Annotated in this window: 23 protein-coding genes; 11 read left to right on the plus strand and 12 right to left on the minus strand. The window is 72.6% G+C overall.

The window, feature by feature from the left end:
* The first annotated feature begins 89 nt into the window (after positions 1-89).
* The gene (locus ASC99_RS13950) at positions 90-1,661 is read left to right on the plus strand and encodes an MDR family MFS transporter (protein ID WP_082598302.1); all 1,572 of its coding nucleotides are present in this window, start codon (positions 90-92) and stop codon (positions 1,659-1,661) included.
* Between the two features lie 76 nt (positions 1,662-1,737).
* Here the strand turns inward: ASC99_RS13950 and ASC99_RS13955 are convergent, their stop codons facing one another.
* The gene (locus ASC99_RS13955) at positions 1,738-2,631 is read right to left on the minus strand and encodes an A/G-specific adenine glycosylase (protein ID WP_057231776.1); all 894 of its coding nucleotides are present in this window, start codon (positions 2,629-2,631) and stop codon (positions 1,738-1,740) included.
* 112 nt (positions 2,632-2,743) lie between these two features.
* Here ASC99_RS13955 and ASC99_RS13960 point away from each other — a divergent pair, with 112 nt between their 5' ends.
* Positions 2,744-2,992, plus strand: coding sequence for an EF-hand domain-containing protein (locus ASC99_RS13960; protein ID WP_082598303.1), 249 nt, complete (start codon positions 2,744-2,746; stop codon positions 2,990-2,992).
* 134 nt (positions 2,993-3,126) lie between these two features.
* Entirely contained in the window at positions 3,127-3,978 is an 852-nt protein-coding gene (locus tag ASC99_RS13965) for a hypothetical protein (RefSeq protein ID WP_063857072.1), read from the plus strand.
* A gap of 8 nt (positions 3,979-3,986) precedes the next feature.
* Here the strand turns inward: ASC99_RS13965 and ASC99_RS13970 are convergent, their stop codons facing one another.
* A complete protein-coding gene (locus ASC99_RS13970) occupies positions 3,987-5,300 on the minus strand; it encodes an MFS transporter (RefSeq protein WP_082598304.1) in 1,314 nt (437 codons plus the stop codon).
* A 120-nt stretch (positions 5,301-5,420) separates the two neighbouring features.
* Here ASC99_RS13970 and ASC99_RS13975 point away from each other — a divergent pair, with 120 nt between their 5' ends.
* The gene (locus tag ASC99_RS13975) at positions 5,421-6,038 is read left to right on the plus strand and encodes a helix-turn-helix domain-containing protein (protein ID WP_057231782.1); all 618 of its coding nucleotides are present in this window, start codon (positions 5,421-5,423) and stop codon (positions 6,036-6,038) included.
* A gap of 48 nt (positions 6,039-6,086) precedes the next feature.
* Here ASC99_RS13975 and disA read toward each other — a convergent pair whose 3' ends face one another.
* Together disA and radA are read right to left on the minus strand one after the other, a co-directional pair.
* On the minus strand, positions 6,087-7,145 hold the full coding sequence (gene disA, locus ASC99_RS13980; protein WP_057232179.1) for a DNA integrity scanning diadenylate cyclase DisA: 1,059 nt from the start codon (positions 7,143-7,145) through the stop codon (positions 6,087-6,089).
* Positions 7,146-7,316: 171 nt separating this feature from the next.
* Positions 7,317-8,828: a DNA repair protein RadA gene (radA, locus tag ASC99_RS13985; RefSeq protein WP_057231785.1), complete on the minus strand. Its 1,512-nt coding sequence runs from the start codon at positions 8,826-8,828 to the stop codon at positions 7,317-7,319.
* Between the two features lie 153 nt (positions 8,829-8,981).
* Between radA and ASC99_RS13990 the strand changes: the two genes are divergently transcribed.
* Positions 8,982-10,589, plus strand: coding sequence for a sigma-70 family RNA polymerase sigma factor (locus ASC99_RS13990; RefSeq protein ID WP_057231788.1), 1,608 nt, complete (start codon positions 8,982-8,984; stop codon positions 10,587-10,589).
* A 5-nt stretch (positions 10,590-10,594) separates the two neighbouring features.
* On the opposite strand, the gene ASC99_RS13995 is transcribed toward ASC99_RS13990, so the two are convergent.
* From ASC99_RS13995 to ASC99_RS14010, 4 genes are all read right to left on the minus strand, one after another.
* Entirely contained in the window at positions 10,595-11,797 is a 1,203-nt protein-coding gene (locus ASC99_RS13995) for a hypothetical protein (RefSeq protein ID WP_057231789.1), read from the minus strand.
* 64 nt (positions 11,798-11,861) lie between these two features.
* Positions 11,862-12,407 (minus strand): SigE family RNA polymerase sigma factor, encoded by a 546-nt coding sequence (locus ASC99_RS14000; protein WP_369824191.1) that lies wholly within the window; start codon positions 12,405-12,407, stop codon positions 11,862-11,864.
* Positions 12,408-12,490: 83 nt separating this feature from the next.
* Entirely contained in the window at positions 12,491-13,825 is a 1,335-nt protein-coding gene (locus ASC99_RS14005; protein ID WP_200948329.1) for a DUF1254 domain-containing protein, read from the minus strand.
* Positions 13,822-15,177 (minus strand): DUF1254 domain-containing protein, encoded by a 1,356-nt coding sequence (locus ASC99_RS14010; RefSeq protein WP_057231794.1) that lies wholly within the window; start codon positions 15,175-15,177, stop codon positions 13,822-13,824. Before ASC99_RS14010 ends, ASC99_RS14005 begins: the two co-directional genes overlap by 4 nt.
* Positions 15,178-15,346: 169 nt before the next feature.
* Between ASC99_RS14010 and ASC99_RS14015 the strand changes: the two genes are divergently transcribed.
* Positions 15,347-16,366 carry an NAD-dependent epimerase/dehydratase family protein gene (locus ASC99_RS14015; RefSeq protein ID WP_057231796.1) on the plus strand — a complete coding sequence of 340 codons (1,020 nt, stop codon included), beginning with the start codon at positions 15,347-15,349 and terminating at the stop codon, positions 16,364-16,366.
* A gap of 54 nt (positions 16,367-16,420) precedes the next feature.
* Here ASC99_RS14015 and ASC99_RS14020 read toward each other — a convergent pair whose 3' ends face one another.
* Entirely contained in the window at positions 16,421-17,473 is a 1,053-nt protein-coding gene (locus ASC99_RS14020; RefSeq protein ID WP_057231798.1) for a family 2 encapsulin nanocompartment cargo protein polyprenyl transferase, read from the minus strand.
* A gap of 72 nt (positions 17,474-17,545) precedes the next feature.
* The gene (locus ASC99_RS14025) at positions 17,546-18,979 is read right to left on the minus strand and encodes a family 2B encapsulin nanocompartment shell protein (protein WP_082598305.1); all 1,434 of its coding nucleotides are present in this window, start codon (positions 18,977-18,979) and stop codon (positions 17,546-17,548) included.
* A gap of 429 nt (positions 18,980-19,408) precedes the next feature.
* On the opposite strand from ASC99_RS14025, the gene ASC99_RS14030 reads away from it, so the two are divergent.
* Positions 19,409-20,527 (plus strand): ATP-grasp domain-containing protein, encoded by a 1,119-nt coding sequence (locus tag ASC99_RS14030; protein WP_063857074.1) that lies wholly within the window; start codon positions 19,409-19,411, stop codon positions 20,525-20,527.
* A gap of 25 nt (positions 20,528-20,552) precedes the next feature.
* Here ASC99_RS14030 and ASC99_RS14035 read toward each other — a convergent pair whose 3' ends face one another.
* Entirely contained in the window at positions 20,553-21,110 is a 558-nt protein-coding gene (locus tag ASC99_RS14035; RefSeq protein WP_057231800.1) for a methylated-DNA--[protein]-cysteine S-methyltransferase, read from the minus strand.
* A gap of 153 nt (positions 21,111-21,263) precedes the next feature.
* On the opposite strand from ASC99_RS14035, the gene ASC99_RS38485 reads away from it, so the two are divergent.
* The 3 genes from ASC99_RS38485 to ASC99_RS14050 all read left to right on the plus strand — a co-directional run bounded on the left by ASC99_RS38485 (position 21,264) and on the right by ASC99_RS14050 (position 23,211).
* A complete protein-coding gene (locus ASC99_RS38485) occupies positions 21,264-21,767 on the plus strand; it encodes a hypothetical protein (RefSeq protein WP_057231801.1) in 504 nt (167 codons plus the stop codon).
* 30 nt (positions 21,768-21,797) lie between these two features.
* Complete coding sequence (locus ASC99_RS14045) at positions 21,798-21,989, plus strand: DUF6126 family protein (protein ID WP_057231803.1); 192 nt, start codon at positions 21,798-21,800, stop codon at positions 21,987-21,989.
* Between the two features lie 103 nt (positions 21,990-22,092).
* Positions 22,093-23,211, plus strand: a complete 1,119-nt coding sequence (locus tag ASC99_RS14050) for a glutamate--cysteine ligase (protein WP_057231805.1) — start codon at positions 22,093-22,095, stop codon at positions 23,209-23,211.
* Here ASC99_RS14050 and ASC99_RS14055 read toward each other — a convergent pair.
* On the minus strand, positions 23,192-23,659 hold the full coding sequence (locus tag ASC99_RS14055) for a nuclear transport factor 2 family protein (protein WP_057231807.1): 468 nt from the start codon (positions 23,657-23,659) through the stop codon (positions 23,192-23,194). The genes ASC99_RS14050 and ASC99_RS14055 overlap by 20 nt on opposite strands.
* 124 nt (positions 23,660-23,783) lie before the next feature.
* On the opposite strand from ASC99_RS14055, the gene ASC99_RS14060 reads away from it, so the two are divergent.
* Positions 23,784-24,422 (plus strand): TetR family transcriptional regulator, encoded by a 639-nt coding sequence (locus ASC99_RS14060; RefSeq protein WP_057231809.1) that lies wholly within the window; start codon positions 23,784-23,786, stop codon positions 24,420-24,422.
* The last annotated feature ends 99 nt before the right edge of the window (positions 24,423-24,521 follow it).

Genomic DNA, 24,521 nt, shown 5'->3' on the forward strand with positions numbered 1-24,521 from the left:
GCATACGGACAACTTACCGTGCCAGAGGTCCATTCACTAGCCGGTCGGCAAGTAAGTTAGCCACCGGTACCGCAGCGGGAGACAGAAGCATGCCGAAACAGCAGGTCGACACCCCGGCGGCGGCCGAGGTGCCGGAGGCCGATCCGACGCCGCGCAGCCCGCGCGAGATCCGGCTGGTGATGATCGGTCTGGTGGTCGCCATGCTCCTGGCGATGCTGGACAACCTGATCGTGGGCACCGCGATGCCCACCATCGTCGGAGACCTCGGCGGCGCCGAGCACCTCTCCTGGGTGGTCACCTCGTACACCCTGGCCACCGCGGCCTCCACCCCGATCTGGGGCAAGCTCGGCGACCTGTACGGCCGCAAGGGCACCTTCCTGATCTCGATCGGGATCTTCCTGCTCGGCTCGGCGCTCTCCGGGCTCTCGCAGACCATGACCCAGCTGATCGCCTTCCGCGCGATCCAGGGCCTGGGCGCGGGCGGCCTGATGGTCGGCGTGATGTCGATCATGGGCGCGCTAGTGCTGCCGCGCGACCGCGGCAAGTACCAGGGCATGTTCGCGGCCGTGATGGCGCTGGCCACCATCGGCGGCCCGCTGGTCGGCGGTTTCATCACCGACCACCTGAGCTGGCACTGGACCTTCTACATCAACCTGCCGCTCGGCATCGTCGCGCTCGCCTTCATCGTGGTGACGCTCAAGCTGCCCAAGGTCCGCTCCACCGCGAAGATCGACTACCTCGGCGCGATCCTGCTCACCGCCGGCATCACCTCGCTGGTCCTGATCACCACCTGGGGCGGCCAGGAGTACGCCTGGGGCTCCAAGCAGATCCTCGGCCTGACCGCGCTCGCCGCCGCCTCGCTGATCGGCTTCTGCTACGTCGAGCAGCGGGCCGAGGAGCCGATGCTGCCGCTCGGCCTGTTCCGCAACCGGAACTTCGCGCTGGTCTCGGTGATCGGGTTCATCGTCGGCTTCGCGATGTTCGGCGCCGTCACCTTCCTGCCGCTCTACCAGCAGACCGTGCAGGGCGCCTCGGCGACCAACTCCGGGCTGCTGCTGATGCCGATGATGTTCGGCATGCTGGTCATCTCGCTGGTGGTCGGCGGGATCGTCACCAAGACCGGCAAGTACCGGGTCTTCCCGATCATCGGTACCACCGTGATGGCCGGCGGCTCGCTGCTGCTCTCCACCCTCGGCACCGACACCAGCCAGTTCACCTCGGCCTGCTACATGGTGGTGCTCGGCGCCGGTATGGGCTTCCTGATGCAGATCACCATGCTGGTCGCGCAGAACAGCGTCGAGCTCAAGGACATGGGCGTGGCCAGCTCCACCGCCACCCTGTTCCGCACCATCGGCGGCTCGTTCGGAGTCGCCCTGTTCGGCGCCCTGTTCAACAACCAGGTCACCTCGACCATGGCCTCCTCCGGCGCACAGGTCCCCGGCGGCCACGGCCAGCTCGGCCCGGACGCGCTGCGCGCCCTGCCCGCGCAGTTCCAGGACGCGTACCACCACGCCGTCGCCAACGGCATGCACACCGTCTTCCTGTGGGGTGCGGTGATCAGCCTGGTCGCCGTGGCGGCCGCACTCTTCATGCGCGAGACGCCGCTGCGCGGTGCGGGCGACGAGCCCGCCGAGAAGTCGCTCGAGGCTGCCGCGGTCTGACACCACGACAGATGCCCGGGCCGCCCCGTGTGGGGTGGCCCGGGCATCCGTCGTTCCGGGGCCGGGTGCGCGAGAGCTACTGCGGGAGCCGGTACACGCCTTGGGCGACCGGCTCGACCAGCCCGTCGGCGACCAGGCCGTCGAGCGCCCGGGCCCGCTGGACCTGGTCCGGCCAGACCGCGTCGAGCCGGGCCTGCGGGACCTCGCCGTGCGCGTCCCGCAGGACGGCGAGCAGCTTGCCCCGGACCTGACGGTCCGTCCCCTCGTACGTCTGCCCCCGGCGGGGCGGGCCCTGGTACGGCGGGCAGCCGGCCGCCTGCCAGGCGCAGTGCCGGCGCAGCGGGCAGCCGTCGCAGCCGGGGCTGCGCGCGGTGCAGACCAGCGCGCCGAGTTCCATCACACCGACCGCCCAGGCGGCGGCGGTGCCGGTGTCGGCGGGCAGCAGGCCGGTCGCGGTCCGCCGCTCGGCGGCCGTGGTGGCCTGCGCCGGGTACTCCACCCCCTCGACCGCGCGGGCGAACACCCGGCGGACGTTGGTGTCCAGCACCACATGGCGCTGCCGGAAGGCGAACGAGGCGACCGCCGCGGCGGTGTACTCACCGACACCCGGCAGCGCGAGCAGTGCGGCGTGGTCGTCGGGGACCCGGCCACCGTGCTCGCGGGTGATCGCGACGGCGGCGGCGTGCAGCCGCAGCGCCCGGCGCGGATATCCGAGCCTGCCCCACATCCGGACCGCCTCACCCGGCGCGTCCGCAGCCAGGTCGGCCGGGGTGGGCCAGCGTTCCAACCAGGCGGCGTACGCGGGCAGCACCCGCTTCACCGGGGTCTGCTGGAGCATGAACTCACTGACCATCACGGCCCAGGGCGAAGCCTCCGGGGTACGCCAGGGAAGGTCGCGGGCGTTGGCCTCGTACCAGTCGAGAACGGTCGAGTGCAGCAGCGGGGCGGGGGTCACGGAAGTGGCAGCCATGGGGCGTCCATCCTGCCATGCGGGCCGCTCTGCTCCGTCCAGGGGAATAGTTGACCAATAACAACAAATTGATAATTTGCAGAGCGTAGACAAACGGATACCGACCGCATCTATGATTTCCGCAGTCAGAATTCGGCGCCTCACAAAGGAGCAGACAATGGCAACGGAAGAGCACGCCCGCCGCCAGTTCAACGAGATCGACACTGATGGGGACGGTTTCATCACCGCCTCCGAGCTGAAGTCCTACCTTCAGAAGATCCCTGCGGTGAGCGATGCCAACGCGGCGCAGACCTTCGCGTTCGCCGACGCGGACAATGACCAGGAGATCAGCTACGAAGAGTTCAAGGACTTCATCCGGTAGAGGTCCCTGGGGTGGCCCTCGCCACGGGCCACCCCGCTCCCCCGTCCGGAGCAAAACACGGATGATGTGAAGGAACCGGCCCAGCAGCGGTGTTGATGCACCATCGGGTGTGCCGGGTCTCGTAGAGTTTGCGCGTGCCTTCTCTGCGTCAACCCGTGGGACCGCTGCCGGCCTCGATCTACTGGCGACGGCGCATCGTCGTGCTCGTGGCCCTGACAGCCCTCCTCGCGCTGGTCCTCTGGCTGGTCACGCGCCCCAGCGGCGACGGGAAATCCGGCCGGGGCAAGGCGGCCCAACCCGCCCCGGCCCAGTCGATCACCCCTGGCGCCGACCCCACCGGACCGGCGATCACCACCCGGCCGGGCGGCAGCGGCGGCTCCGGCGGCTCGACCGCCACCGGCGGGGTCTCGGGCTCCGGCGGCGGCGAGGTCAGCCTGACCACGGGCGGCACCGGGACTACGGGCACCGCAGGCACGTCAGGCACGTCTGGCACGGCGTCAGGCGGCGGCGCGGGTGGCACTTCGGGGGGCAGCAGCACTCCCCCTCCGGTGAACACCGCCGAGGTGATGGCCCTGCCGGTCTGCACCGCCTCCCAGGTCTCGCTGGAGCTGGCGGGCAGTCAGGACGCCTACAAGGCCAAGGACAAGCCCCGGCTCTCGCTCACCGTACGGAACACGTCCACGGGCACCTGCCGGGTCAACCTCGGCCGGACGGCCTCCACGGTGGTCGTCACCCTGGCCGAGTCCAACGAGCGGATCTGGTCCTCCGGCGACTGCCCGACGGAGCGTCAGGACACCTGGGTCCAGCTCGGCGCGGGCGCCGGCCTGACCGAGACGTTCACCTGGGAGCGCGGTCGCAGCAAGCCCCAGTGCGCCACCCCGGACACCACCCCGGCCCCGGTCGGCCGCTACCTCGTCCAGGCCACCCTCAACGGCCCGGCGGGCGGCCCGGTTGCGGCCCGTACGTCGATCCGCCTGGAGGACTGACCCGACACCTACTGTGCCCGGGCGGGCCAGACTGCCTGCCGCAGGGAGCGGTTGAAGGTGGCGGGCAGCAGGGCGACGGCGAGCAGGGCGGTCAGCAGCTGGAGGACCACGACCGGCCGGAGCTGGCCGAGCAGCAGTCCGCCGGCGAAGCTGCCCAGCGGTACGCCGAGCATGAACAGCGTCATGGTCGCGGCGATCACCCGGCCGCGCAGGGCGTCCGGCACCTGTTGGAAGATCAGCAGATCCACCATCACCCGCAGCGCGGGCACGCCGAGCGAGACCACCAGCAGCATCAGGAAGAGCGCGACCGGGCCGCTGACCAGCGCGGGGGTCAGCAGCAGCGGAACCATGGCCCAGGTGACGGCCAGCAGCAGCCGCCCGGGGCGCAGGTGCCGGTGCAGCGGACGGACCAGCAGGGCGCCGAGCAGCCCGCCGACCGCCTCGCCCGTCAGCACCAGGCCGGTACCCGTGGTCGAGGTGCCGCCATCCCGGAGCAGGACCATCAGCGGCAGCAGCGTCGCGGCGCCGACCAGATTGATCACGGCGACCACACCGACGATCGACCGCATCACCGGGTTGCCCCAGAGCTGGCGGAGGCCCGCCAAGGCGCTGCCGTTCTCCCGGCCCGCACTCTGCTCGCCGCTGCCCTCCAGGTCGGCCGGGCGGCTCTCGAACCGGACCAGGCAGGCCGTGGCCAGGGAGTAGAGCGAGGTGAGGGCGGTGGCGAGGAAGGGAACGGCCCGGCCGAGGCCGAGCAGCAGTCCGGCCAGCGGCGGACCGAGCAGAACCGCGCCGTTGACCCGCACCTCGTCCTGGGTGAGCGCCTGCCGGAGCTGGGAGGGCGGCACCAGCGAACGGACCGCCAGCGTCCGGACCGGGCCCGCATAGGCGATGGTGGCGCCGATGACGGCGGCGACCAGCAGGGCGTGCCAGACGGTGAGGCGGTCCAGCCAGAGTGCGGCCGGGACGGAGAGGGTGGCAAGCACCCGGACGGTGTCGGCCACGATCAGGATCAGGCGGCGGTCGCGGCGGTCGGCGAGGGCGCCGCCGTGCAGGCCGAACAGCAGCGAGGCCGTGAACTGGACCGCACCGAACGCTCCGGCGAGCAGCGCGGACCCGGTCATCGCCAGCAGTAGGAGCGGGTAGGCGGTGTCGGCGACCATCGTGCCGAGCATCGAGGCGGCGGCTCCGCTCCACATCGCCTGGTAACGCCAGTTGCGGCGCAGGGGTACCGCCGTGCTCCGGTCGACCTCGCGCTCCCCGGCTTCGCACTCCCCAACCTCGTGCGCCCCGACCTCGTCCAGCTGCTGCTGCGCGGTCATGCCCCACCCCGTTCACCCGAGCGTGCACGGTCACCCTTCTGCAACCATTCACGCTTGAGTGAATGGTTGCAGAAGGGTGATTGTTTGCACAAGCGTTGACGTTCATGGGTTAATGAACCAGTGGACGAGCAACTGAGTGAGCGTGAAGTCGGCGACCTGGCAACGCTGAAGGCACTGGCCGACCCCATGCGGCTGGCGATCCTGAACGCGCTGATGCAGCGGGACCCGCAACCGCTGACGGTCAAGGAGATCGCCGTCGCGCTCGACGAACCGCCGACCAAGCTCTACCGGCACATCAAGCAGCTCGAACAGACCGCGTTGATCATGGTGGCCGGGACCAGGGTGGTGTCCGGCATCACCGAGAGCCGCTACCGGCCGGCCCAGAAGACACTGCGCCTCTCCGGCCAGGTCTTCGCCGACGGCAGCATCGACCGGCACGAGGCGATCGGCCCGCTGCTCGCCGCGCTTGACCTGGTCCGCGCCGACTTCCGCAGCCACTACCTGGCGGACCGGCTCGACCTGCCGAACATCGCCCCGGGTCTGCCCGCCTCACCCGCCATGTTCAACCACTTCAGCCTGCGGCTGCGTCCCGAGCGGGTGGTCCAGTTGCGCAAAAAGCTCGGTGCCATCTTCGACGAACTGGCCGCCGAGGGCGACAGCTCCGCCCCGGACGCCGTGGACGTCACGATGCTCAGCCTGCTCTACGCGGCGAAGCCGACCGACCCGACGGATACCTGACCCCGGGTCAGCGCCAGGCGCGGGTCGGAGTCAGGACCAGCGCCAGGGTCAGACGTAGCGCTCCAGGATGGACGATTCTGCGAGCCGCGACAGCCCCTCGCGGACCGAGCGGGCCCGGGTCTCGCCGACGCCCTCGACCGTCTGCAGGTCGTCGATGCTGGCGGCCAGCAGCTTCTGCAGACCGCCGAAGTGCTCGACCAGCCGCTCGATGACGGTGTTGGGCAGCCGGGGCACCTTGGCCAGCAGGCGGTAGCCGCGCGGCGAGACCGCCGAGTCCAGCGACTCCGGCGTGCCGGGGTAGCCGAAGGCCTTGGCGACGGTCTGCAGGTCGAGCAGCTCCGCGTGGGTGAGCGCCTCCAGGTCGGCGAGCACCTCGGGGACGGTCTTGCCGCGCTTGGCGGCCCGCTCGGGGAAGTAGTCCCGGGCGACCAGTTCGCGTTCGGGCTCGACGCCAGCGATCAGCTCGTCCAGCTGGAGCGAGAGCAGTCGGCCGTCGGTGCCGAGTTCGAGCACGTAGCCCGCGATCTCGGCCGCGATCAGCCGGACCATCTCCAGCCGCTGGGCGACCGCGGTGACGTCCCGGACGGTGACCAGGTCCTCGATCTCCAGCGCGGAGAGGGTGCCGGCCACCTCGTCGAGGCGGAGCTTGTAGCGCTCCAGGGTGGCCAGCGCCTGGTTGGCCCGGGAGAGCACGGTGGTGGAGTCCTCCAGCACCCGGCGGGTCCCGTTCACGTACATCGCGATCAGCCGCATCGAGTGCGAGACCGCGACCACCGGGAAGCCGGTCTGCCGGTTGACCCGCTCGGCGGTGCGGTGCCGGGTGCCGGTCTCGTCGGTGGGGATGGTCGAGTCGGGCATCAGGTGCACCCCAGCCCGGAGGATCTTGGTGATGTCCTTGTCCAGGACCACCGCACCGTCCAGCTTGCACAGTTCGCGCAGCCGGGTGGCGGTGAACTCGACGTCCAGCACGAAGCCGCCGGTGGAGATGGAGTCCACCGTCTTGTCGAAGCCGAGCACGATCAGCCCGCCGGTGTTGGCCCGGAGCACCCGCTCCAGACCGTCGCGCAGACCCGTCCCCGGCGCGATGGCTGTGAGGGAAGCCCGCAGCAGGGCCTCCTCGCGGGGGGACTTGTCCGCCCGGTCGCTGGCTGCCACGTGACTCCTCCGGTCGACCCGGACCGCGTGGCGTGGTGCCCGACGGTCTGTCTCTCATTACTGCACTTCATGCCGATTAAACAGGGGAAAGTCTAACGGCGTTCGGCAATAAGGAGGTCCGGGTCAGTTGAGTTCTTCCGAGTCGACCGGTTCCCAGCCCTGCATGAGCTCCTCCGGGTAGGCCACGGCGGGTGCGGCGACCGGTGCCGGGCGCGGGGCGGGCGGGCCCCCGGCGGCCTCGGTACGGGGCTTCGCGGCGGCCTTGCGGCGGCCCGGGATGGCCCGCAGGGCCTCGCCGATGTCGGCCACCTCGACCACCTTCATCCCGCGCGGGACCTTGCCAGGATCCGGCGGGACCAGGGCGTGCGTGAAGCCCAGCCGGTGCGCCTCGGCGAGCCGCCGCTGAACACCCGTCACCCGGCGGACCTCGCCCGCCAGGCCGACCTCGCCGATCGCCACCAGGCCGTTCGGCAGCGGGGTGTCCGAGGAGGAGCTGGCCACCGCGAGCGCGATCGCCAGGTCGGCGGACGGCTCGGTGAGCTTCACGCCGCCGACCGTCGCGGTGTAGATGTCCTGCTTGCCGAGCTTGACGCCGCCGTGCCGCTCGACCACCGCCAGGATCATCGCGATCCGGGGCGACTCCAGGCCGGAGGTGGTCCGGCGCGGGGACGGGATCTGCGAGTCGACCATCAGCGCCTGCACCTCGGCCACCAGCGGCCGGCGGCCCTCCAGGGTGACGGTCAGACAGGTACCGGGGACCGGCTTGTCACGCCGGGTCAGGAACAGCCCGGACGGGTCGGCCAGGCCGATGATGCCCTCGTCGTGCAGCTCGAAGCAGCCGACCTCGTCGGTGGCGCCGTAGCGGTTCTTGATGCCACGGATGATCCGCAGCCGGGCGTGCCGGTCACCCTCGAAGCTCAGCACCACGTCCACCAGGTGCTCCAGCAGCCGGGGCCCGGCGATCGAACCGTCCTTGGTGACGTGGCCGACCAGCAGCGTCGCCATCCCGCGGTCCTTGGAGGCCCGGATCAGCGCACCCGCCACCTCGCGGACCTGGGCCGGACCGCCGGGCGCGCCGTCCAGCTCGGCGGAGGCGATGGTCTGCACCGAGTCCAGCACCAGCAGGCCGGGGTTGACCGCGTCGATGTGGCCGAGCACCGCACCGAGGTCGGACTCGGCGGCCAGGTAGAGGTGGTCGGAGAGCGCGTTGATCCGGTCGGCGCGCAGCCGGACCTGGCTGGCCGACTCCTCTCCGGTCACGTAGAGGGTGCGGTGCTGGTCACTGGCCGCCTTGGCCGCCACGTCCAGCAGCAGGGTCGACTTGCCGACACCGGGCTCGCCCGCCAGCAGCACCACCGCGCCGGGCACCAGGCCACCGCCGAGCACCCGGTCGAGCTCGGGTACGCCGGTGGTACGGGCGGTCGCGACCTTGCCGTCGATCTGGCCGATCGGCATCGCGGGGGTGCTGACCGGGCCGGCGGCGGTGGTCCGGATCGGGACCGCGCCGTACTCCTCCACGGTGCCCCAGGCGTTGCACTCGGGGCAGCGGCCGACCCACTTGGGCAGTTGGTTGCCGCACTCGGTGCAGCGGTACGCCGGGCGAGCTTTGGCGGTGGTCTTGGTGCGGGCAGCCATGGGGCACACCGTAGCGGCTGGCACCGACAAGTACTTCGGGGCTCGGAGTGGGTACCTCCCAAAGGTTCTCGGTCGGGTGGTGTTGTTACCCGAAAGAAGTACAAGGGGCCCGAATCAGCCCCGTCGTTCGGCCGGGTGCCTAGCGTCGGACGGGTGACGACTTCCCCCACGTCCACGGCGGCGGCCTACGACCAGTACGCCGACGGGCTGTTCACGTACTGTCTCTCCGTTCTCTGCGAGCACGGCGCCACCGTTGCGGCGGTCCGCGAGGTGCGCGACCTCGCGCTGCGGCACGGCGAACGGCTGGCCGATCCGGCGTTGCGCCGGGCCTGGCTGTACTCGCTGGCGCGGCACTGCTGTCTGCAGCGGCTGGCCCAGGGCCAGCCGGCCCCTGGGCCTGAGCAGCGGCGGGAGCTGGCTTCACTGGCCTGGCCGGAGGCGGCCGGGACGCCGCCGGAGCAGCGCGAGGCGCTGGAGCTGGCGGTGCGCCACCGGCTCGGGCCGGACGAGGTGGCCGCCGTGCTGGGGCTGTCCAGGGTGGCGGGTGACGAGCTGCTGGCCGCCGCCGAGGCGGAGGTGTGGCGGACCCGGGTCGCGCTGCTGGTGCTCGGCGTGGGCAGCTGCCCGGTGCTGGCCGAGCTGGGCGGGGCCGGGGCGGAGAGCTGGCGGGAGTGGGTGCTCGGCCCGGCGCTGCGCCGCGAGCTGGTCCGCCACCTGGTGGACTGCCCGACCTGCCGGGGTACGGCGGAGCGGGTCTCCGGCGAGCTGGGCCGCGGTCTGGCGGCACTGCCCGGGCTGCCCTTGCTGCCCGCGCCGGAGGAGCTGCGGGCCCGGATGGTGTCCCGGCGGCCGGCCGGGCCCGAGGAGGGCGCGCTCCGGTTCGACCAGCGGGGCTTCCCCCGGCACCGGGCGCCGAGTCGGCTCGGTGGTCTGGCGGTGCGTCAGCGGGTGGTGACCACGGGTGTGCTGGCGGCGGTGCTGACGGCTCCGGTGGTGGCGCTCTGGGGCGCGCACCGCAGCGATGACGGTGTGTCGGGGGCGGCGGCGGTCTCCTCGGTGCGGGTGGAGACGCCTGCGAAGCCGTCCGCCGGGCCGTCGGTCCGCGAGGTGCCGTCGGTCGGCTCGGAGCACGGCCTTGAGCTGGCCGGTTCGGTCACCACGGGCGCAGAAACGTTGCTGCCGTCCGTGCTGGGCCCGGCGGTCCAGGTGCCGGGACACGGTGCCACCCGGCTGGGCAACGCCACCCCCAGGCCGGAGGCCCCGGCCGAGGTGGTGCCTGCGGCTCCCGGCCAGTTGACCGTCGGGGCCCAGGAGTTCGGCGAGCGGACGGTGATCACCCTGGTCAACTCCGGTGGCACCACGATCCACTGGCACGCGGAGGTGGACGCCGACTGGCTGCGGCTGAGCCGCGACTCCGGCACCCTGGCCCCGGCCCAGCGGATCACCGTCACCGTGACGGTCGATCAGTCCCGGGCCCCGGACCACCAGTGGCGGGCCCGGATCGCCCTGCCCCCGTCCCAGGCCGTGGTCACCCTGGAGGGCGGCCCTTCGGACCGGGGCATCCCGTCCCAGTCCCCCACCCCCGGGGCGAGCGACAGCCCGTCGCCGACGCCCAGCGGCTCCCCGAGCCCCTCGCCCAGCAGCACCCCGACCGGCTCGCCCGAGCCCGGCCCGAGCCCGACCTCCACCCCCGCCCCGACTCCAACCGGTTCGCCGTCCGCCTCGGCCCCGGCCTCCCCCGCCGCCCCGGAGACCCCGTGACCGGGTTACGGCAGCGGGGCCGCCTCCGCCACCACCGCGAGGGCCAGGGCGCGGACCTGGTCGAGCGTCAGCACCGGCGTGGAGACGGGCGTCCGGCCCTCGACGACCGGTGGGTTGAGCGCCGAGACCGTGACCCGCAGCCGGTCCGGACGGAGCAGCACAACCACGTTGCGGTAGCTCGGTCCGCCGAACGGTTCGGTCCTGGCGAGCAGCAGGGTGCCGTCCGCCAGCCGTTCGGCCCCGGCGAACTCGTCGGCCGGCGTGCCCATCGGCGGCTTCCGCCAGTCCCGCAGGTGGACGTCCACCCCGCCCGTGTTCACCCGCAGGTGCAGGTTGTCGGCGGTCGGCCTGAGCTGGTCGGCCACCGCCCCGGCGGGGAGCAGCGGTTGGACGATGGCCGCGATCCGCTCCCCGGCGAGCACCGGCGGCGGGACGACCTGGGTCAGCCCACCCGCCGGGATCGCCTCGAAGGCGGGACGCCAGACCGGGTCGGCGGCGATCACCCCGAGCTGAGCCACCGTCAGGGGGGGCTCCGCCCGGGTGGTGTTCTGGTCGACCATGTTGGCGAAGTTGTACGAACTGACGTTCACCCACCGCCCGTCGGGAGCGTCCAACGAGGCCGACCAGATCCGCTTCGGGTCCCCGCCTGGCAGCTGGTCGCGGCGGAGGGTGAGCGTGCCGCCGTCCGCCGTCCGGCTCTGTTCGCAGATCTCGGTCGCGGACGGCTCGGCCGGGCAGTCGGTCTTGGACCGGTGGCCCTCCTGCGCCTGCAGCCGGTTCACGGTGACCGTCACCAAGGCCCGGCCCCGGCCGTCGTCCACGGTGACCGACAGCCTGGGCGGCAGCCCGGTGCGCACGGACTCGGCGGTGTCGATCGCCTCGGAGTCGAGCACCTGGAGACCGGTCAGGTGCGAGGTCAGCGCGGCGACCAGCTGCGGGGCCGTCAGACCGGGTGCGGACGGTGAGGCACTGGACGCCGGGGGCACCGGGCGGGCGGCGCCGCCGGGCAGTCCCGCGACGGCCGCCGTGCCGGCCGCCAGCAGCAGCACGGCCGCCGCGCCACCCGTCACGGTGAACGACCGGCGGCGCATCCGGCGCCCCCGGGCGGCTCCGCCGAGGGTGAGGCCGTGCTGGTCGGGTTCGAAGGCCGTACCGGCCCGGCGCAGGGCCCGGGTCAACTCGCCCTCGAAGTCGGAGTGTTCGGACATCACGGATCACCGTCTCTCGGAAGGGTCAGACCGGCCCTGGCGGCCCGGCAGTCGGAACAGGCGCTCAGTGCCCGGCCAGCTCGGCCAGCGAGTCGCCGAGCAGAGCGCGGAGGCGGACCAGCGCGCGGGAGCTCCGGGTACGTACGGCACCGGAGTTGGAGTGCAGGATCTCGGCGGTCTGCTCGATGCTGACGTCCTCCCAGTAGCGCAGCACCAGCACCGCCCGGTCCTGGGCGGAGAGTCGGGCGAGCGCTTCGAGCAGGGTCAGCCGCAGGGTGCCGTCGTCGCCGTCCGGCCCGGCCCGGTCGGGGAGTTCGCCGGTCGGGCGCTCGGTACTGCTGCGCCGTCGCTGGTGGCTCAGGTAGGTGCGGAACAGGACCCGCTGGGCGTACCCGGCCGGGTTGTCGATCGACCGGCCGCCGAGCAGCCAGCCGGAGCGGCGCCAGAGCGCGTACATCCGGCCGAGGGTCTCCTGCACCAGGTCCTCGGCGAGGTGGGTGTCCCCGCCGGTCAGCAGACAGGCCGAGCGGTAGAGCTGGCCCGCGCCTGCCGCCGCGAACTCCAGGTACCGCTCGTCCCGGTCGCGCCCGCTCCGGTTTCCCACCCTCACCACTCCCCCGCCTGCTGCCACCTGCTCACACCTGTCTGACGCGGTGAAGGCTGCGGGGTGTTACAGCGAGGCGAAGAGTACGGTCAGCGCGGCTGCAGCGGCGGCAGCCGGTACGTACCGTCCAGGACGGCGGCGCCCGGCTGGTAGAGCCGGATCACCGGGCGGAAGTCCCCTTCGGGGGCGGGCAGCCAGTTGGCCGCCTCGGCCGGGTCCTCCGGCCGCCGGTGCTGGACCACCAGGGTGAGCGAGCCGTCCGGTGCGTACACCAGGCCCGGCGTGCGGTCGCCGATCGAATAGCGGTCGATCGGGTTGGCCACCAGGTAGTAGTCGGTGGCGTCGTACATGGTGAGCGACCAGAACGCGTCCACCGGCGGCGGTTCCTCGAAGCGCAGGGTGTACGAGCGAGCGCCGGTGAGCGTCCTCCCCTCGGCGTCCTGGACAGTCATCGCGTACGCCGCCTCGTAGGCGTGGTTGCCCCAGAGCCCGGTCCGGGCGGCGACCGCGCGGGTCAGGTAGGCGGCCCGGCGGTCGGGGATCCGCCACTGCGGGTCGTCCAGGGTGCCGGGGCCGAAGTGGTCCAGGTTGTAGTCGAAGAGGTGCAGGTTCAGCACCCACTCGCCGCCCGGCAGGTCGGGGTCGGGGCGGCCTGCCTCCTCGACCCGGCGGCGGCCCTCGGCCAGGCCGGTGGCCAGCGCGGTCGCCCAGTCGGGGGCGGGGTTGCGGTAGGGCGAGGCGCCGACGTCCAGCAGACCGAGCGGGGCGAACCGCTGCTGGTACTCGACATCGGGCGCGGCAGGCGGGAACTGTGCCATCCAGAGCCGGAGTTGCTCCAGGAAGCGGAGCTGCTCCGGCACCTCGGGGTCGGGCTCGGGCAGGCCCGCGTACACCCCGCCCGGCTCCAGCGGGGTCAGGGTCAGTCGGCGCTGGAGCTCGCGCACCCGGGGCAGGTCGGCCGGCCCCTCACAGGCGTTGCGGCCCACCACGGTGGCGACCGTGGTCGGGCACTCGATCACCTCGAGCCCGGGCTCGGGGGTGCCGTGCCAGTGCGGGGGCACCAGCAGGCGGCGCTGCGCACCGGTGCCGGTGGCCCGGCGGCCCAGGTAGGCGAAGTTGTCGGTCCAGGCGTCGACGAACTGGAGCACCAGGTAGGCGCCGTCGGTGTCCGGCACGTCCAGAACCAACGGGCCGCCGGAGAGGTCGAGTTGGGCGACCGAGTAGACGGTGTCGTTGTTCACGGAGACGAACTCGGTCCCGGCCGTGGCGAGTCGGTCGGCGTGGCCGAAGCGGTTGAAGTCGGTGGCGGGCAGGCTGCCCATGCCCTGTCGTCGGCACCGGTCGACCATGGTGAGGTCGAAAACCATCGGGTAGCCGTAGACGTAGGCGTCGGCCGCCAGGGCTTCGAGATTGGCCTCGATCATGCCCCGACCACCTCCGGCTCGCGCGGGGTGAGCGGCGGGATGGTCCAAGTCCCGTCCAGGACACGCTGGTCGGGGCCGTAGAGCCGGATGACGATGCTGAACGGACCGTCGGGGGCGGGCAGCCAGTTGGCACTGTGCTCGGCGTTGGCCGGGCGCTTGTGCCGGACGTGCAGGGTCAGGCCGCCGTCCGGGTCGTACACCAGACCCGGGGTGCGATCGCCGATCGAGTACCGCTGCAGCGGGTTGTCCACCAGCAGCCGGTCGGGCAGGCCGTACATGGTGGCGGACCAGAAGAACCGGGCCGGGGGCAGCCGGTCGGGCGGGAAGTGCAGCACGTAGTCGCGGTCCGAGGCGTTCGGCGGGCGGTTGCCCTCGCTGTCGGCCACCCAGCCGCCGTACCAGGCCTCGGCGGACGGCAGGCCGTACAGGCCCTTGTAGGCGCCGACCGCACGCTTCAGGAAGTCCTCGCCCAGCTCGGCCCGGGTGCCGAACAGGCCGGTGTTGCCGACCGTCCCGGCGGCGGCCCGCTCCAGCTCCGCCCGGCCGTCCGCGATGCCCTGGGTGACCGACTCGCGCAGCTCGGCGGTCAGCGTGGCGGGCTCGAAGTCCCCGCCACCGATGCCGAGTTCGGCCAGTCGGCGGCGCAGGTCCAGCTCGGCGGGGAGGGCGGTGCCGGCCGGCCGGGCCGGGAAGAAGCCGAGCAGGAAGTCCAGCAGGACGAAGAACTCCAGGGTGTCCCGGATCTCCTCCCGCCAGACCGGCCAGACCGGCTCGGGAGCGGCGGGCGGCGGCTCGGCGCCCCGGTGCGCGCTGAGCGGCCGAAGGGCGTACTGCTGCTGGATCCGCTCCAGCTCGGGGACGTCCTCCGGGCCGGCCAGGTAGGTGCGGCCGACGATGCCGACCAGCTCGGTGTCGGCGCGCAGCACCCCGTCGAAGCCGTCCGCCGGGACGTCCCGGTGCCCGGGCCCGGTGACCAGGTAGCGGCCGGCCGACCCGCCGGTGGTGCGGGTGCCGACGAAGCCGACGTACGGGGTGTCCAGGTCGTGCAGCGGGATCACGTAGTAGCGGTCCACGGCCGGGACCTCGATCACCCACGGCTCGGCCCGCAGGTCGAGCCAGGCCCAGGAGTACGGGGTGTCGTTGTTCGGGGTGACCACGTCGGTGTTGGCCGGGGTAGAGGGCTGCGGGTAGTGCCGGAACACACCGAAGCCGCCGACGTACCGCGGATCCGCCTGGTCGACGGCCTGCGGGTAGAGGGTGCGGTAGTTCTCCAACAGGCTGAATCCCCAGATCCAGCCCTCCGCCGCCGTCCTGCGCACCGTCGCCGGATCCACCAGTACCGGGTTTCCCATGCTGCCGCACTCCCCAGATCGGACATAACGTCACAGACCATACGGAACGGATGCTATGTCGCCCATGGTCGACCGGCATGTCGGACGGAGCGTCAGCTCTCGGCGAACCCGCTTTGCCCAGGGCGAACCTCGCTTCCGGTGGCAGCCCGAGCGGCGCAGGCTGAACGGCATGAACCTCCTCGTGATCGGCGGCTCGTCCTTCCTCGGCCGCGCCTACGTGTCCGAAGCCCTGCAGCGTGGCCACCGGGTCACCACCTTCAACCGCGGCCTCTCCGGCCCCGACCAGCCCGGCGTCGAAGCCGTCCGGGGCGACCGCAACTCCCCCGAGGACCTGGCCCGGCTGGTCGACGGCCGCCACTGGGACGCCGTGGTGGACAGTGCCGGGCAGCAGCCGTACGCGGTCTCGCTGGCCGCCCGGACGCTGCGCGACCATACCGGGCACTACACCTTCGTCTCCTCCGTGCACGCCTTCACCGACTGGCCCGCCGTGTCGGTCGACGAGGACACTGCCACCCAGCCCTGCCCCGCCGACACCCCGGCCGACCAGCCGCCCGGCAACCACCTCAAGGCCGGCTGCGAGCGGGCGGTACTGGAGGTGTTCGGGCCCGAGCGGTCGCTGATCCTGAACTGCGGCCTGCTGATCGGCCCGTACGAGAACGTGGGCCGGCTGCCCTGGTGGCTGGAGCGGATCGCCGAGGGCGGCAGGGTGCTCGCGGGTGGCGACCCGGAGCGCGAGCTCCAGCTGATCGACGCCCGGGACTTCGCCGCCTTCGGGCTCGACCTGCTGGAGCGGGGCGACGCCGGACGGTACGTCACCACCGCGCTGCCCGGCACCAGCACCATGCGCGGGATGCTCGAAGCCTGTGTGACCGCCACCGGCAGCGGGGCCGAACTGGCCTGGGCGCCGGACGAGTTGCTCACCGAGGCGGCGGTGTCGCCGTGGACCGAGCTGCCGCTCTGGAGCCCGACCTCGCCCGACTGGGCGGGCATCTGGACCGCCGACGCCGCGAAGGCCGCGGCGGCCGGACTGCGCACCCGCCCGCTGGCCGACACGGTCGCCGACACCTGGGCCTGGATCCAGCAGCGTGGCCCCGCCGACGCCCCCTACCGGCAGGGCAGCACCGAGCTCGGGATCGACCGGGCGAAGGAGCAGCAGCTGCTGACCGCACTGGGTCGGTCCGAGGGCTGAACGGCGGTGGGCGGCACTGCTCGACCTGAGCGGTGCCGCCCACGACGCAGGAGCTCAGTACGCCCGTCGGGTGACCAGCTCCGCGAGGGCCAGCAGGTCGTCGGCCGCCGACGGGTCGGGGACGGCGTCCGCCAGGTGGGCGATCGCGGCCGCCATCCGCTCACAGGACTCGCTCTGGGCCCAGGCCCGGCCGCCGGCCTGGTCCACCGAAGCGGCCGCCTCGCGCAGCTCGACGGCGGTCAACGGGCGTTCCAGTGCGTAGAGTTCGGCCAGCCGGGCACTGCCCGGGTTGCCGGAGGCGAGTGCGAAGACCACCGGCAGGGACTTCTTCCTGGCGGCCAGGTCGGCGCCGACCGGCTTGCCGGTGACCGCCGGGTCGCCCCAGATGCCGATCAGGTCGTCGATCAGCTGGAAGGCCAGCCCGATCTCCCGGCCGAACGCGTCCAGCGCGGCCGCCGCCTGCTCCCCCGCGCCACCGTAGAGCGCACCGATCGCGCAGGCACTACCGAGCAGGGCGCCGGTCTTGGCCTCGGCCATGGCCAGGCACTCGGCCAGGGTGACGTCGTCGCGCTGCTCGAAGGCGCAGTCCGCCTGCTGGCCCTCGCAGAGCTCGACCACACAGTCGGCCAGCCGCCGGACCGCCGTCGCGGCGGCCGGGTGCTCGTCCTCCGCGAGCACCCGCAGGGCCAGCGAGTGCATCGCGTCGCCCGCCAGGATCGCCTCGGTGACGCCGAACACCCGCCAGGCGGTGGGGCGGTGGCGCCGGGTGTCGTCCCGGTCGATGACGTCGTCGTGCAGCAGGGTGAAGTTGTGCACCAGCTCGACGGCGGCCGCCGCCCGGACCGCCACAGCGGGCCCGGTGGCCCCGACCGCCTGGGCCGCGGCCAGCACCAGGGCCGGCCGGATCGCCTTGCCCGAACCGGCGGTCGACGGCACGCCGTCCGCCTCCCACCATCCGAAGTGGTACCCCGAGACCCGCCGCATCGAGGCGGGCAGCGACTCGACGGCCGCCCGCAGCACCGGGTCCACCACCGCCCGGGAGCGGGCCAGCACCTCGATGGCCTCGGCCCCCTCGCGGCTGTCCCGCTCGATCGTGAAGATCCCCATGTCCGTCCTCCCCCAGATGAAGTGGCTGCGCGCGGACCGCCCGCAGCCTCGGTACCGCCGGCTCCGGTGCGGTCAGCCCCGGTGCGCGATGTCGACGTTCTCCAGCACACCGACCGCGTTGGGCACCAGCACCGCCGCGGAGTAGTAGGTGCTCACCAGGTAGGAGGTGATCGCCTTCTCGTCGATCCCCATGAACCGCACCGAAAGACCGGGCTCGTACTCGTCCGGAAGACCGGTCTGCCGCAGCCCGATCACCCCCTCGCTGTTCTCCCCGGTCCGCATCGCCAGGATCGAGGTGGTCTGCCCCTTGCTGATCGGGATCTTGTTGCAGGGCAGGATCGGCACCCCGCGCCAGGCGGTCACCCGCTGCCCGTCCAGCTCGACCGCCTCCGGGTACAGGCCGCGCTTGCTGGCCTCCCGGCCGATCGCCGCGATCGCCCTCGGGTGCGCCAGGTAGAACCGGGTGCTCCGGCGCCGGCTGAGCAGGTCGTCCATGTCGTCCGGGGTCGGCGGCCCCGAGTGGGTGGAGATCCGCTGCTCGTACGCGGCGGTCGCCAGCAGGCCGAACTCGGGGTTGTTGACCAGCTCGTACTCCTGGCGCTCGCGCAGCGCCTCGATGGTCAGCCGGAGCTGCTGCTCGGTCTGGTTCATCGGCCCGTTGTAGAGGTCGGCGACCCGGGTGTGCACCCGGAGCACGGTCTGAGCCAGGCTCAGCTCGTACTCGCGCGGCCGCAGCTCGTAGTCCACGAAGGTGCTCGGCAGTTCGACCTCACCCCGGTGGCCGGCCGACAGCTCGATCTGCGCCTCGCCGTACTTGTTGACGGCCTGTCGGGCGCCCGCCGCATACCGCTCGAGCTGCTCGCGCAGCGCGGGGGAACGCCCGGCCAGCTCCTGGAAGGCCGCCCGGGGCAGCGCCAGCACGGTGCCCGCCGTGACGGCCCGGACGGCGTACGGCCAGAGCGGGTCGGACTGCCCGAGAGCCTCGTCCCCCAGCTGGTCGCCGTCGGCCGACATCCCGAGCACCGTGGTCTCGCCGTACCTGCCGACGCCCAGCCGGTCGAGTTTGCCGTGCGCGATCAGAAACACCTCGTCGACCGGCTGCCCGGCCTCCGCCAGCAGCTCGCCGGGGGCGACCGTACGGGCGGTGCACCGGCCCGCCAGCTCGACCAGCAGCCGGTCGTCCGGGAAGTCGCGGAGCAGCGGGATCTCCCGCAGCGTCGGCGCCACCACCCGGACCTCGGAGCCGGTCTGCTCGAATCCCACCCGGCCCTGGCCGACGGCGTGGCTCAGCCGCCGGTTCACCCGGTAGGCGCCGCCCGCGACCTCGACCCAGGGCAGCACCTTGAGCAGCCAGCGGTCGCTGATCTCCTGCATCTGCGGGGCGGACTTGGTGGTGGTCGCCAGTTGTCGGGCGGCCTCGGTCCCGAGGCTCTGTGGGCGCACACCGGCCGCGGCCGGTGACTCCCCGCCCTGGTGGGGGATACCGACATTGGTTTCGATGGACATCGAAGGCCTCTCCGCGAGCACGATGCGGGCATGATGGACGGATCGCGTTGCGTGGTTCATAGTGGCGGCCGGCCGGGCTCAGCTGATCGACAAATGCCACCGGGCTCACCCGAATCAGTGATTGTTCGGACGTTCTCGCTCCGACTACGCCGTTTCTGTGCATCGCGTACGCCGTCGCACTCGGACCGTCGAAGAATTCACATCCCGGAAACCTGTCGACCACCAGGCCAACTGGCCAGCAATTCAAGTGAGTTGACGGAAGCCCGGCGATTCCCCCGGTTGACGCCGCGGATCGGCCGCCACCCCCCGTTCATCCGTTCGGCCGAGAGCGCTAAGGTGCCACTTCAAGGGCGCAGTCAAGGCCGATCGGCCATCCTCTGCCGGACGCCCTCCCACTCTTCTTGCTGCCCTTTTCCAGGGAGACCTCTGTTGATCGCCCCCACCCGCGTCTGGCTGAACCGCACCTACGCCGAGAACGTCTTCTTCATTGACCTGCTGCGGGCGGCGCCGGTGGAGGTCTACGCCACCCACGTGGACGCCGACTCCCCCGTCCTGGCGGCCGCCGACCACGGCCTGCTGGAGCCGGACGGCCTGTCCGCCGAGGCGTACGTGGAGTTCGCCCTGGACTTCTGCGACCGGCACCGGATCGACGTCTTCCTCCCCCGGCTGCACCAGCTCGCGATCGCGCGGCGCCGCGCCGAGTTCACCGCCCGGGGCACCGAATTGATCTGCCCGCCCGCCCAGGCGATCGCCACCTTCGAGAGCAAGGTGGACGGCTACGTCGCGATGGCGGCCGCCGGGCTGCCGGTGCCGAGCTGGCACCACGTCCGGACCGCCGACGAACTGCTGCGCGCGGTGGAGGAGTTGGAGTACGCCGGGGAGCAGCCCTGCCTCAAGCCGGCCAGCGGCGCGGGCGGCGAGGGCTTCCGCACCATCACCCGGGAGCCGTTCCAGCTGGGGCAGCTGGCCGGCTGGCCCAGCGGCAGCGTGCAGCTCGACCAGCTGGCTGACGCGATCGCCGCCGCCCCCGAGCCGGTCGACCTGCTGGTGATGCCCTACCTGGAGGGCCCCGAGGTCTCGGTGGACTGCCTCGCCGACCCGGACGGCCGGCTGCTGGCCGCCGTCGGCCGCAGCAAGCGCAGCCGCCGCCGGAGCTTCACCGTCGACCCGGTGTACCTGGAGCCGACCCGGCGGCTGATCGAGACCTTCGGGATGGCCTACCTCTCCAACGTGCAGTTCCGCCACCACCGGGGAGTGCCGGTGCTGCTGGACATCAACACCCGGCCCTCGGGGGGTCTGCACCAGCTGCGGCTGTGCGGGCTCAACCTGCCGCTGGCCGCCGTCCAGCTGGCGCTCGGCCGGCTGCCGGCACTGCCGCCCGCCGACGAACTGCTGGGCGAGGACTACGCGTTGGTGGCCGCCATCCAGCCGATCCTGCCGTCACTCGGTGCAGCGCCGCGCCAGCCGGAGACCCTGCCCGAGCCGGAGCTCCTGCCCCTGCCGGTGGCGGCCGTGCACCAGCCGAAGCCGATGGCCGCACTGGTCTGACACGCGGGGCCGGGCCGGCCTCGGGTCAGCCGGGGCCGTTCCAGTCCAGGGTCGGCGGCAGCACGCCCTCCAGGGTGAGCAGCCAGCGCTTGATCTCCAGGCCGCGCGGCCCGCCGCCGAAGCCACCGATGCCGTCCGAGGCGACCACCCGGTGGCAGGGCACCAGCAGGCAGAGCGGATTGGCGCCCATCATCTTGCCCACCGTCCGGGCCGCCGTCCATCCACCGTCCGTGAAGTCCTCGAACACCCCACTGCGGGCGCCGAGTTCGCCGTAGGTGAGGGTCTGCCCGTAGCCGGCCTGGGCGGTCAGGGTCTGCAGCACGGTGCGATGCGGCCCGGTGGTGAACCGCCAGTCGATCGGCAGCTCCAGCTCCGTCCGCCGACCTTCGAAGTACTCCGCCAGCCGGGCCCGCACCAGCCCGGCCCGGCTCTCGTCCGCACACTCCGGTATCCCCACCCGGCCGGGCACACCCGTGATCGCGTCGCCGTGGTACGAGACCGCCGCCACTCCCTGCTCGGTGACGGCCAGCCGCAGCGGCCCGCTCGGCAGCGGCGTCGGCACGGTCACCCAGGAGATCCACATACCAGCACGCTACCCGCGCCCACCCACGGCGAACGGCCGGATTCCCGATTCCTCCGCAACGGGGCCACCCGCGCGTCGGCCGTGGCACGGCGCGGACGCGTCGGGTATCAAGAAAGGGTGAAATCACCCCATAAGCAGTTAATTCCCCCGCCCTTGCTCACCCTCGACAGCTCCGGCCTGGTCGCCGAGATCGAGGCGTACCTCGCCACCGTCCCGCCGCCGGTCCGCCCGGACCTGCCCTACGTCTGCCCGCTCGGCAGCATCCGGCAGCCCTGGTACGCGGAGCACCGCCCGCCGGCCCCGACCCTGCTGGACCGCCTGCTGCGCAGGCCCCCGGCACCGACCGTGGTGGGCATCGCCGGGCACCTGTCGCTGACCTCCCGGTACCTGGCCGCGGCCGGCTGGGTGCAGGGCACCATGTGGGACGCCGAGGGCCGGGTCTGCCTGCTCGGCGCACAGGCCGCCGTCCTGGCCCATGGCTTCGGCTCGCCCGGGGACGCCCGCCGGGCACGGATCCAGGTGATGGAGGTGCTGCACGCGAGCGGACACCCCGTCAGCTCCCCCGACGAGTACAACGACGACCCGGCCACCCGGCAGGCGGACGTCCACCGGCTGCTCGACCGGGCCGCCGCCCGCGCCCGTACACTCGGGATCTGAGACCCGGCCGCGACCCGAAGGAGCCCGACGATGAGCGAGGCCGTTCGCAGCGACGTCGTCCAGGGTGATGTCGTCCAGGGTGAGCCCGTCCGGAGCGCCGCCGTCCGGGACGAGAAGAGCAGGCGCCGCCAGATGCTGGTCCGGGCCTCCATCTACATCGCCGGTACGCACGCCTTCGCCGGGTTCGTGATCCTGCTGTTCGCGCTGGGCAACCGCCACTGAGCTCCGGCTCCACCCGATCGGGCAGGCGTGTCCGGTGGTTCGCCCACCGACAGCCGGGCAGACTGCCCAGCGACGGCGGAAGCGCGGAAACGGGCGGTGGACGATGTCGGAATCCGATGCGGGCCAGGTGCCGACCATCGGGGTGGAGGAGGAGTTCCTGCTCGCCGACCGGTACAGCCGGGCCGCCGTCGGGGCCGCGCCGACCGTCCTGAAGACCGCCGCCGAACTGCTCGGCGACCAGGTCGGCTGCGAGCTGTTCCCGACCATGGTGGAGACCCGGACCGTACCGGTGCACACCCTGGACCAGCTGCACGGTGAACTGCGCCGGCTGCGCGCGGGCATCGCCGCCGCGGCCGAGCAGGCGGACTGCCGGGCGGTGGCCTCCGGCACCATGGTGATCCCCTCCGTCACCCGACTCGACGTCAGCAACCAGGACCGGTACCGGCGGATGGTCACCGAGTACGGGCCGCTGGTGCACGGCGACCAGGGCGCGGGCGTGGCCGGCTGTCACATCCACCTCGGCGTGCCGGACCGGGAGAGCGCCGTCCAGCTCGCCAACCACCTCCGTCCCTGGCTGCCGACGCTGCAGGCGATCGCCGCCAACTCGCCCTTCCACGACGGCCGGGACACCGGCTACGCGGGCTGGCGCACACTGCGCTGGGCCCAGTTCCCGGGCGCCGGGCCGACCCCGTTGCTCGCCGACGCCGCCGAGTACGACGCGCTGCTGGACCGGCTGGTGGAGACGGGGCTGTTGCTCGACCGACGGATGGCCTACTGGCACGCCCGGCCCTCCGAGACCTTCCCGACCGTGGAGATCCGGGTCTGCGACGTGAACGCCGACCCCGGGGTGGTCGTCCTGCTGGCCGGGCTGGCCCGCGCACTGGCCGCCGTGCTGCTGGCCGAGGCCGCCCGGGGCGTCCGGCCGCCCCAGGTATCCGATCCGCTGCTCCGGGCCGCGCACTGGCGGGCCGCCCGGGACGGCCTGACCGGCGCCGGGGTCGACCTGACCACCGGCACCCCCGCCCCCGCCGTCGAGCTGGTCGAACGCCTGCTCCGCCGGATCGCCCCCGGCCTGGCCGCCGCCGGGGACACCGCGACCGTCCACAGCCTGTGGACAGAGCTGCGTGGCCACGGCGGCGGCGCCGAGCGGCAGCGCACGGCCCACCGCCGCCGGTACGACCTGCGGGACGTGGTCGACGCGGTCACGCTGCCGGAGCAGTAGCCCGGACGGCAGACGGCAGATTGCTCTCGTTCCAGTCGCCGTGCCGCCAGACCGGTGTGGCCTGGACCTTGGCGAAGCGCCAGCCCTGCGGCGTCCGGACGACCTCCCAGCGGTAGACGCCACCCATGAAGCGCGGGCCGTCGGGGCCGGTGAGCGGGGCGAAGGCCACCCGCAGGTTGGCCCGGACCGAGGCGCGGTCGCCGTCCCGCTCGATCAGCACGTCGGTGATCGAGTGCTGGGTCCGGGTGTCCTCGGTGTGGTTGTGCCTGGCCTGGGCGACCAGCCGGTGCACGCCCTGGACCAGACCGCCCGGGGTCTCGGCGACGGCGTCCTCGGTGAACAGATCGCGCCCGTCGCCGGTCACCCCCTCGTCCAGCCAGCGGCCCTGACGGGAGATCAGGTCGGTGATCTCGTTGCGGTCGAACAGCTCCTGCAGTCGGTCGTCCATGATGACGCCCCCTCGTTGTCGGTGTGCTCGGACCATATTGGCACTCGGTCTCATTTGGCAATAGGTCGCTTTCGAGCCTCAGGAGCTACCGCTCCCGAGGGTCGCCGCCGGATAGGGTGTCGCCATGACCGCCGCCCCGCGCCCCCAGGACCGCTCGCTGCCGCTCCGTGAGCGCAAGAAGCTGCGCACCCGCCGGGCGTTGGCCGACGCGGCCCTGCGCCTGTTCGGTGAGCAGGGCTTCGATGCGACCACGCTGGAGGAGCTGGTCGACGCGGTCGAGGTCTCCAAGTCCACGTTCTTCCGCACCTTCCCGGCCAAGGAGGCGGTGGCGATCGAGGCCGAGGTCGAGCTCTGGTCGGCCTGCCTGGCCGCACTGGCCGAGCGGCCACTGACCGGACTGGTCCTCGCCGAGCTGCAGGGCGTGCTGGCCGAGGTGACCGCCGCACTGGACCCGGACTGGGACGAGCGCTACGCGGCGACCCGCGAACTGGTCCGCAGCACACCGGCGTTGCTCTCGTACATGGCGCACTACCGGAACGAGGTCGAGCAGCAGATCATCGCCCGGCTGGCCGAGCGGCTGGACCTGCCCGCCGACGACCTGCGCCTGCGGGTACTCGCCCAACTGACCATCACCGCCTGGAGCGTGTCCGCCCGGGACTGGGTCCACTCGACCGACCGCGGAGACCGGAGCAGCCTGACCGCCCGGCTGGCCCGCACCTTCGCGGCGATCCCGGCGGGCCTGGAGCTGCGCGCCGGGGGCTGACCCGGGCAGGTCCGTCGATCCGACGTACTTGCGCGATCTCTGTCGAAATTTTGCACTTTTACATGGACTTCATGCACCGTCGCGCCTAGTCTCTCCAAC

This window comes from Kitasatospora sp. Root107, assembly GCF_001424875.1.
Classification (GTDB): Bacteria; Actinomycetota; Actinomycetes; order Streptomycetales; family Streptomycetaceae; genus Kitasatospora.

Excerpts from the sequence above, each read along its gene's own strand:
- ASC99_RS14015 (WP_057231796.1), top strand. The coding sequence starts at position 15,347 with ATGAACCTCCTCGTGATCGGCGGCTCGTCCTTCCTCGGCCGCGCCTAC.
- ASC99_RS14035 (WP_057231800.1), bottom strand. The coding sequence starts at position 21,110 with ATGTGGATCTCCTGGGTGACCGTGCCGACGCCGCTGCCGAGCGGGCCG.
- radA (WP_057231785.1), bottom strand. The coding sequence starts at position 8,828 with ATGGCTGCCCGCACCAAGACCACCGCCAAAGCTCGCCCGGCGTACCGC.
- ASC99_RS13950 (WP_082598302.1), top strand. The coding sequence starts at position 90 with ATGCCGAAACAGCAGGTCGACACCCCGGCGGCGGCCGAGGTGCCGGAG.
- ASC99_RS13960 (WP_082598303.1), top strand. The coding sequence starts at position 2,744 with ATGATTTCCGCAGTCAGAATTCGGCGCCTCACAAAGGAGCAGACAATG.
- ASC99_RS14045 (WP_057231803.1), top strand. The coding sequence starts at position 21,798 with ATGAGCGAGGCCGTTCGCAGCGACGTCGTCCAGGGTGATGTCGTCCAG.
- ASC99_RS13955 (WP_057231776.1), bottom strand. The coding sequence starts at position 2,631 with ATGGCTGCCACTTCCGTGACCCCCGCCCCGCTGCTGCACTCGACCGTT.
- ASC99_RS14060 (WP_057231809.1), top strand. The coding sequence starts at position 23,784 with ATGACCGCCGCCCCGCGCCCCCAGGACCGCTCGCTGCCGCTCCGTGAG.
- ASC99_RS14010 (WP_057231794.1), bottom strand. The coding sequence starts at position 15,177 with ATGGGAAACCCGGTACTGGTGGATCCGGCGACGGTGCGCAGGACGGCG.
- ASC99_RS14025 (WP_082598305.1), bottom strand. The coding sequence starts at position 18,979 with ATGTCCATCGAAACCAATGTCGGTATCCCCCACCAGGGCGGGGAGTCA.
- ASC99_RS14050 (WP_057231805.1), top strand. The coding sequence starts at position 22,093 with ATGTCGGAATCCGATGCGGGCCAGGTGCCGACCATCGGGGTGGAGGAG.
- ASC99_RS13970 (WP_082598304.1), bottom strand. The coding sequence starts at position 5,300 with ATGACCGCGCAGCAGCAGCTGGACGAGGTCGGGGCGCACGAGGTTGGG.
- ASC99_RS13995 (WP_057231789.1), bottom strand. The coding sequence starts at position 11,797 with ATGTCCGAACACTCCGACTTCGAGGGCGAGTTGACCCGGGCCCTGCGC.
- ASC99_RS14020 (WP_057231798.1), bottom strand. The coding sequence starts at position 17,473 with ATGGGGATCTTCACGATCGAGCGGGACAGCCGCGAGGGGGCCGAGGCC.
- ASC99_RS14055 (WP_057231807.1), bottom strand. The coding sequence starts at position 23,659 with ATGGACGACCGACTGCAGGAGCTGTTCGACCGCAACGAGATCACCGAC.
- ASC99_RS14005 (WP_200948329.1), bottom strand. The coding sequence starts at position 13,825 with ATGATCGAGGCCAATCTCGAAGCCCTGGCGGCCGACGCCTACGTCTAC.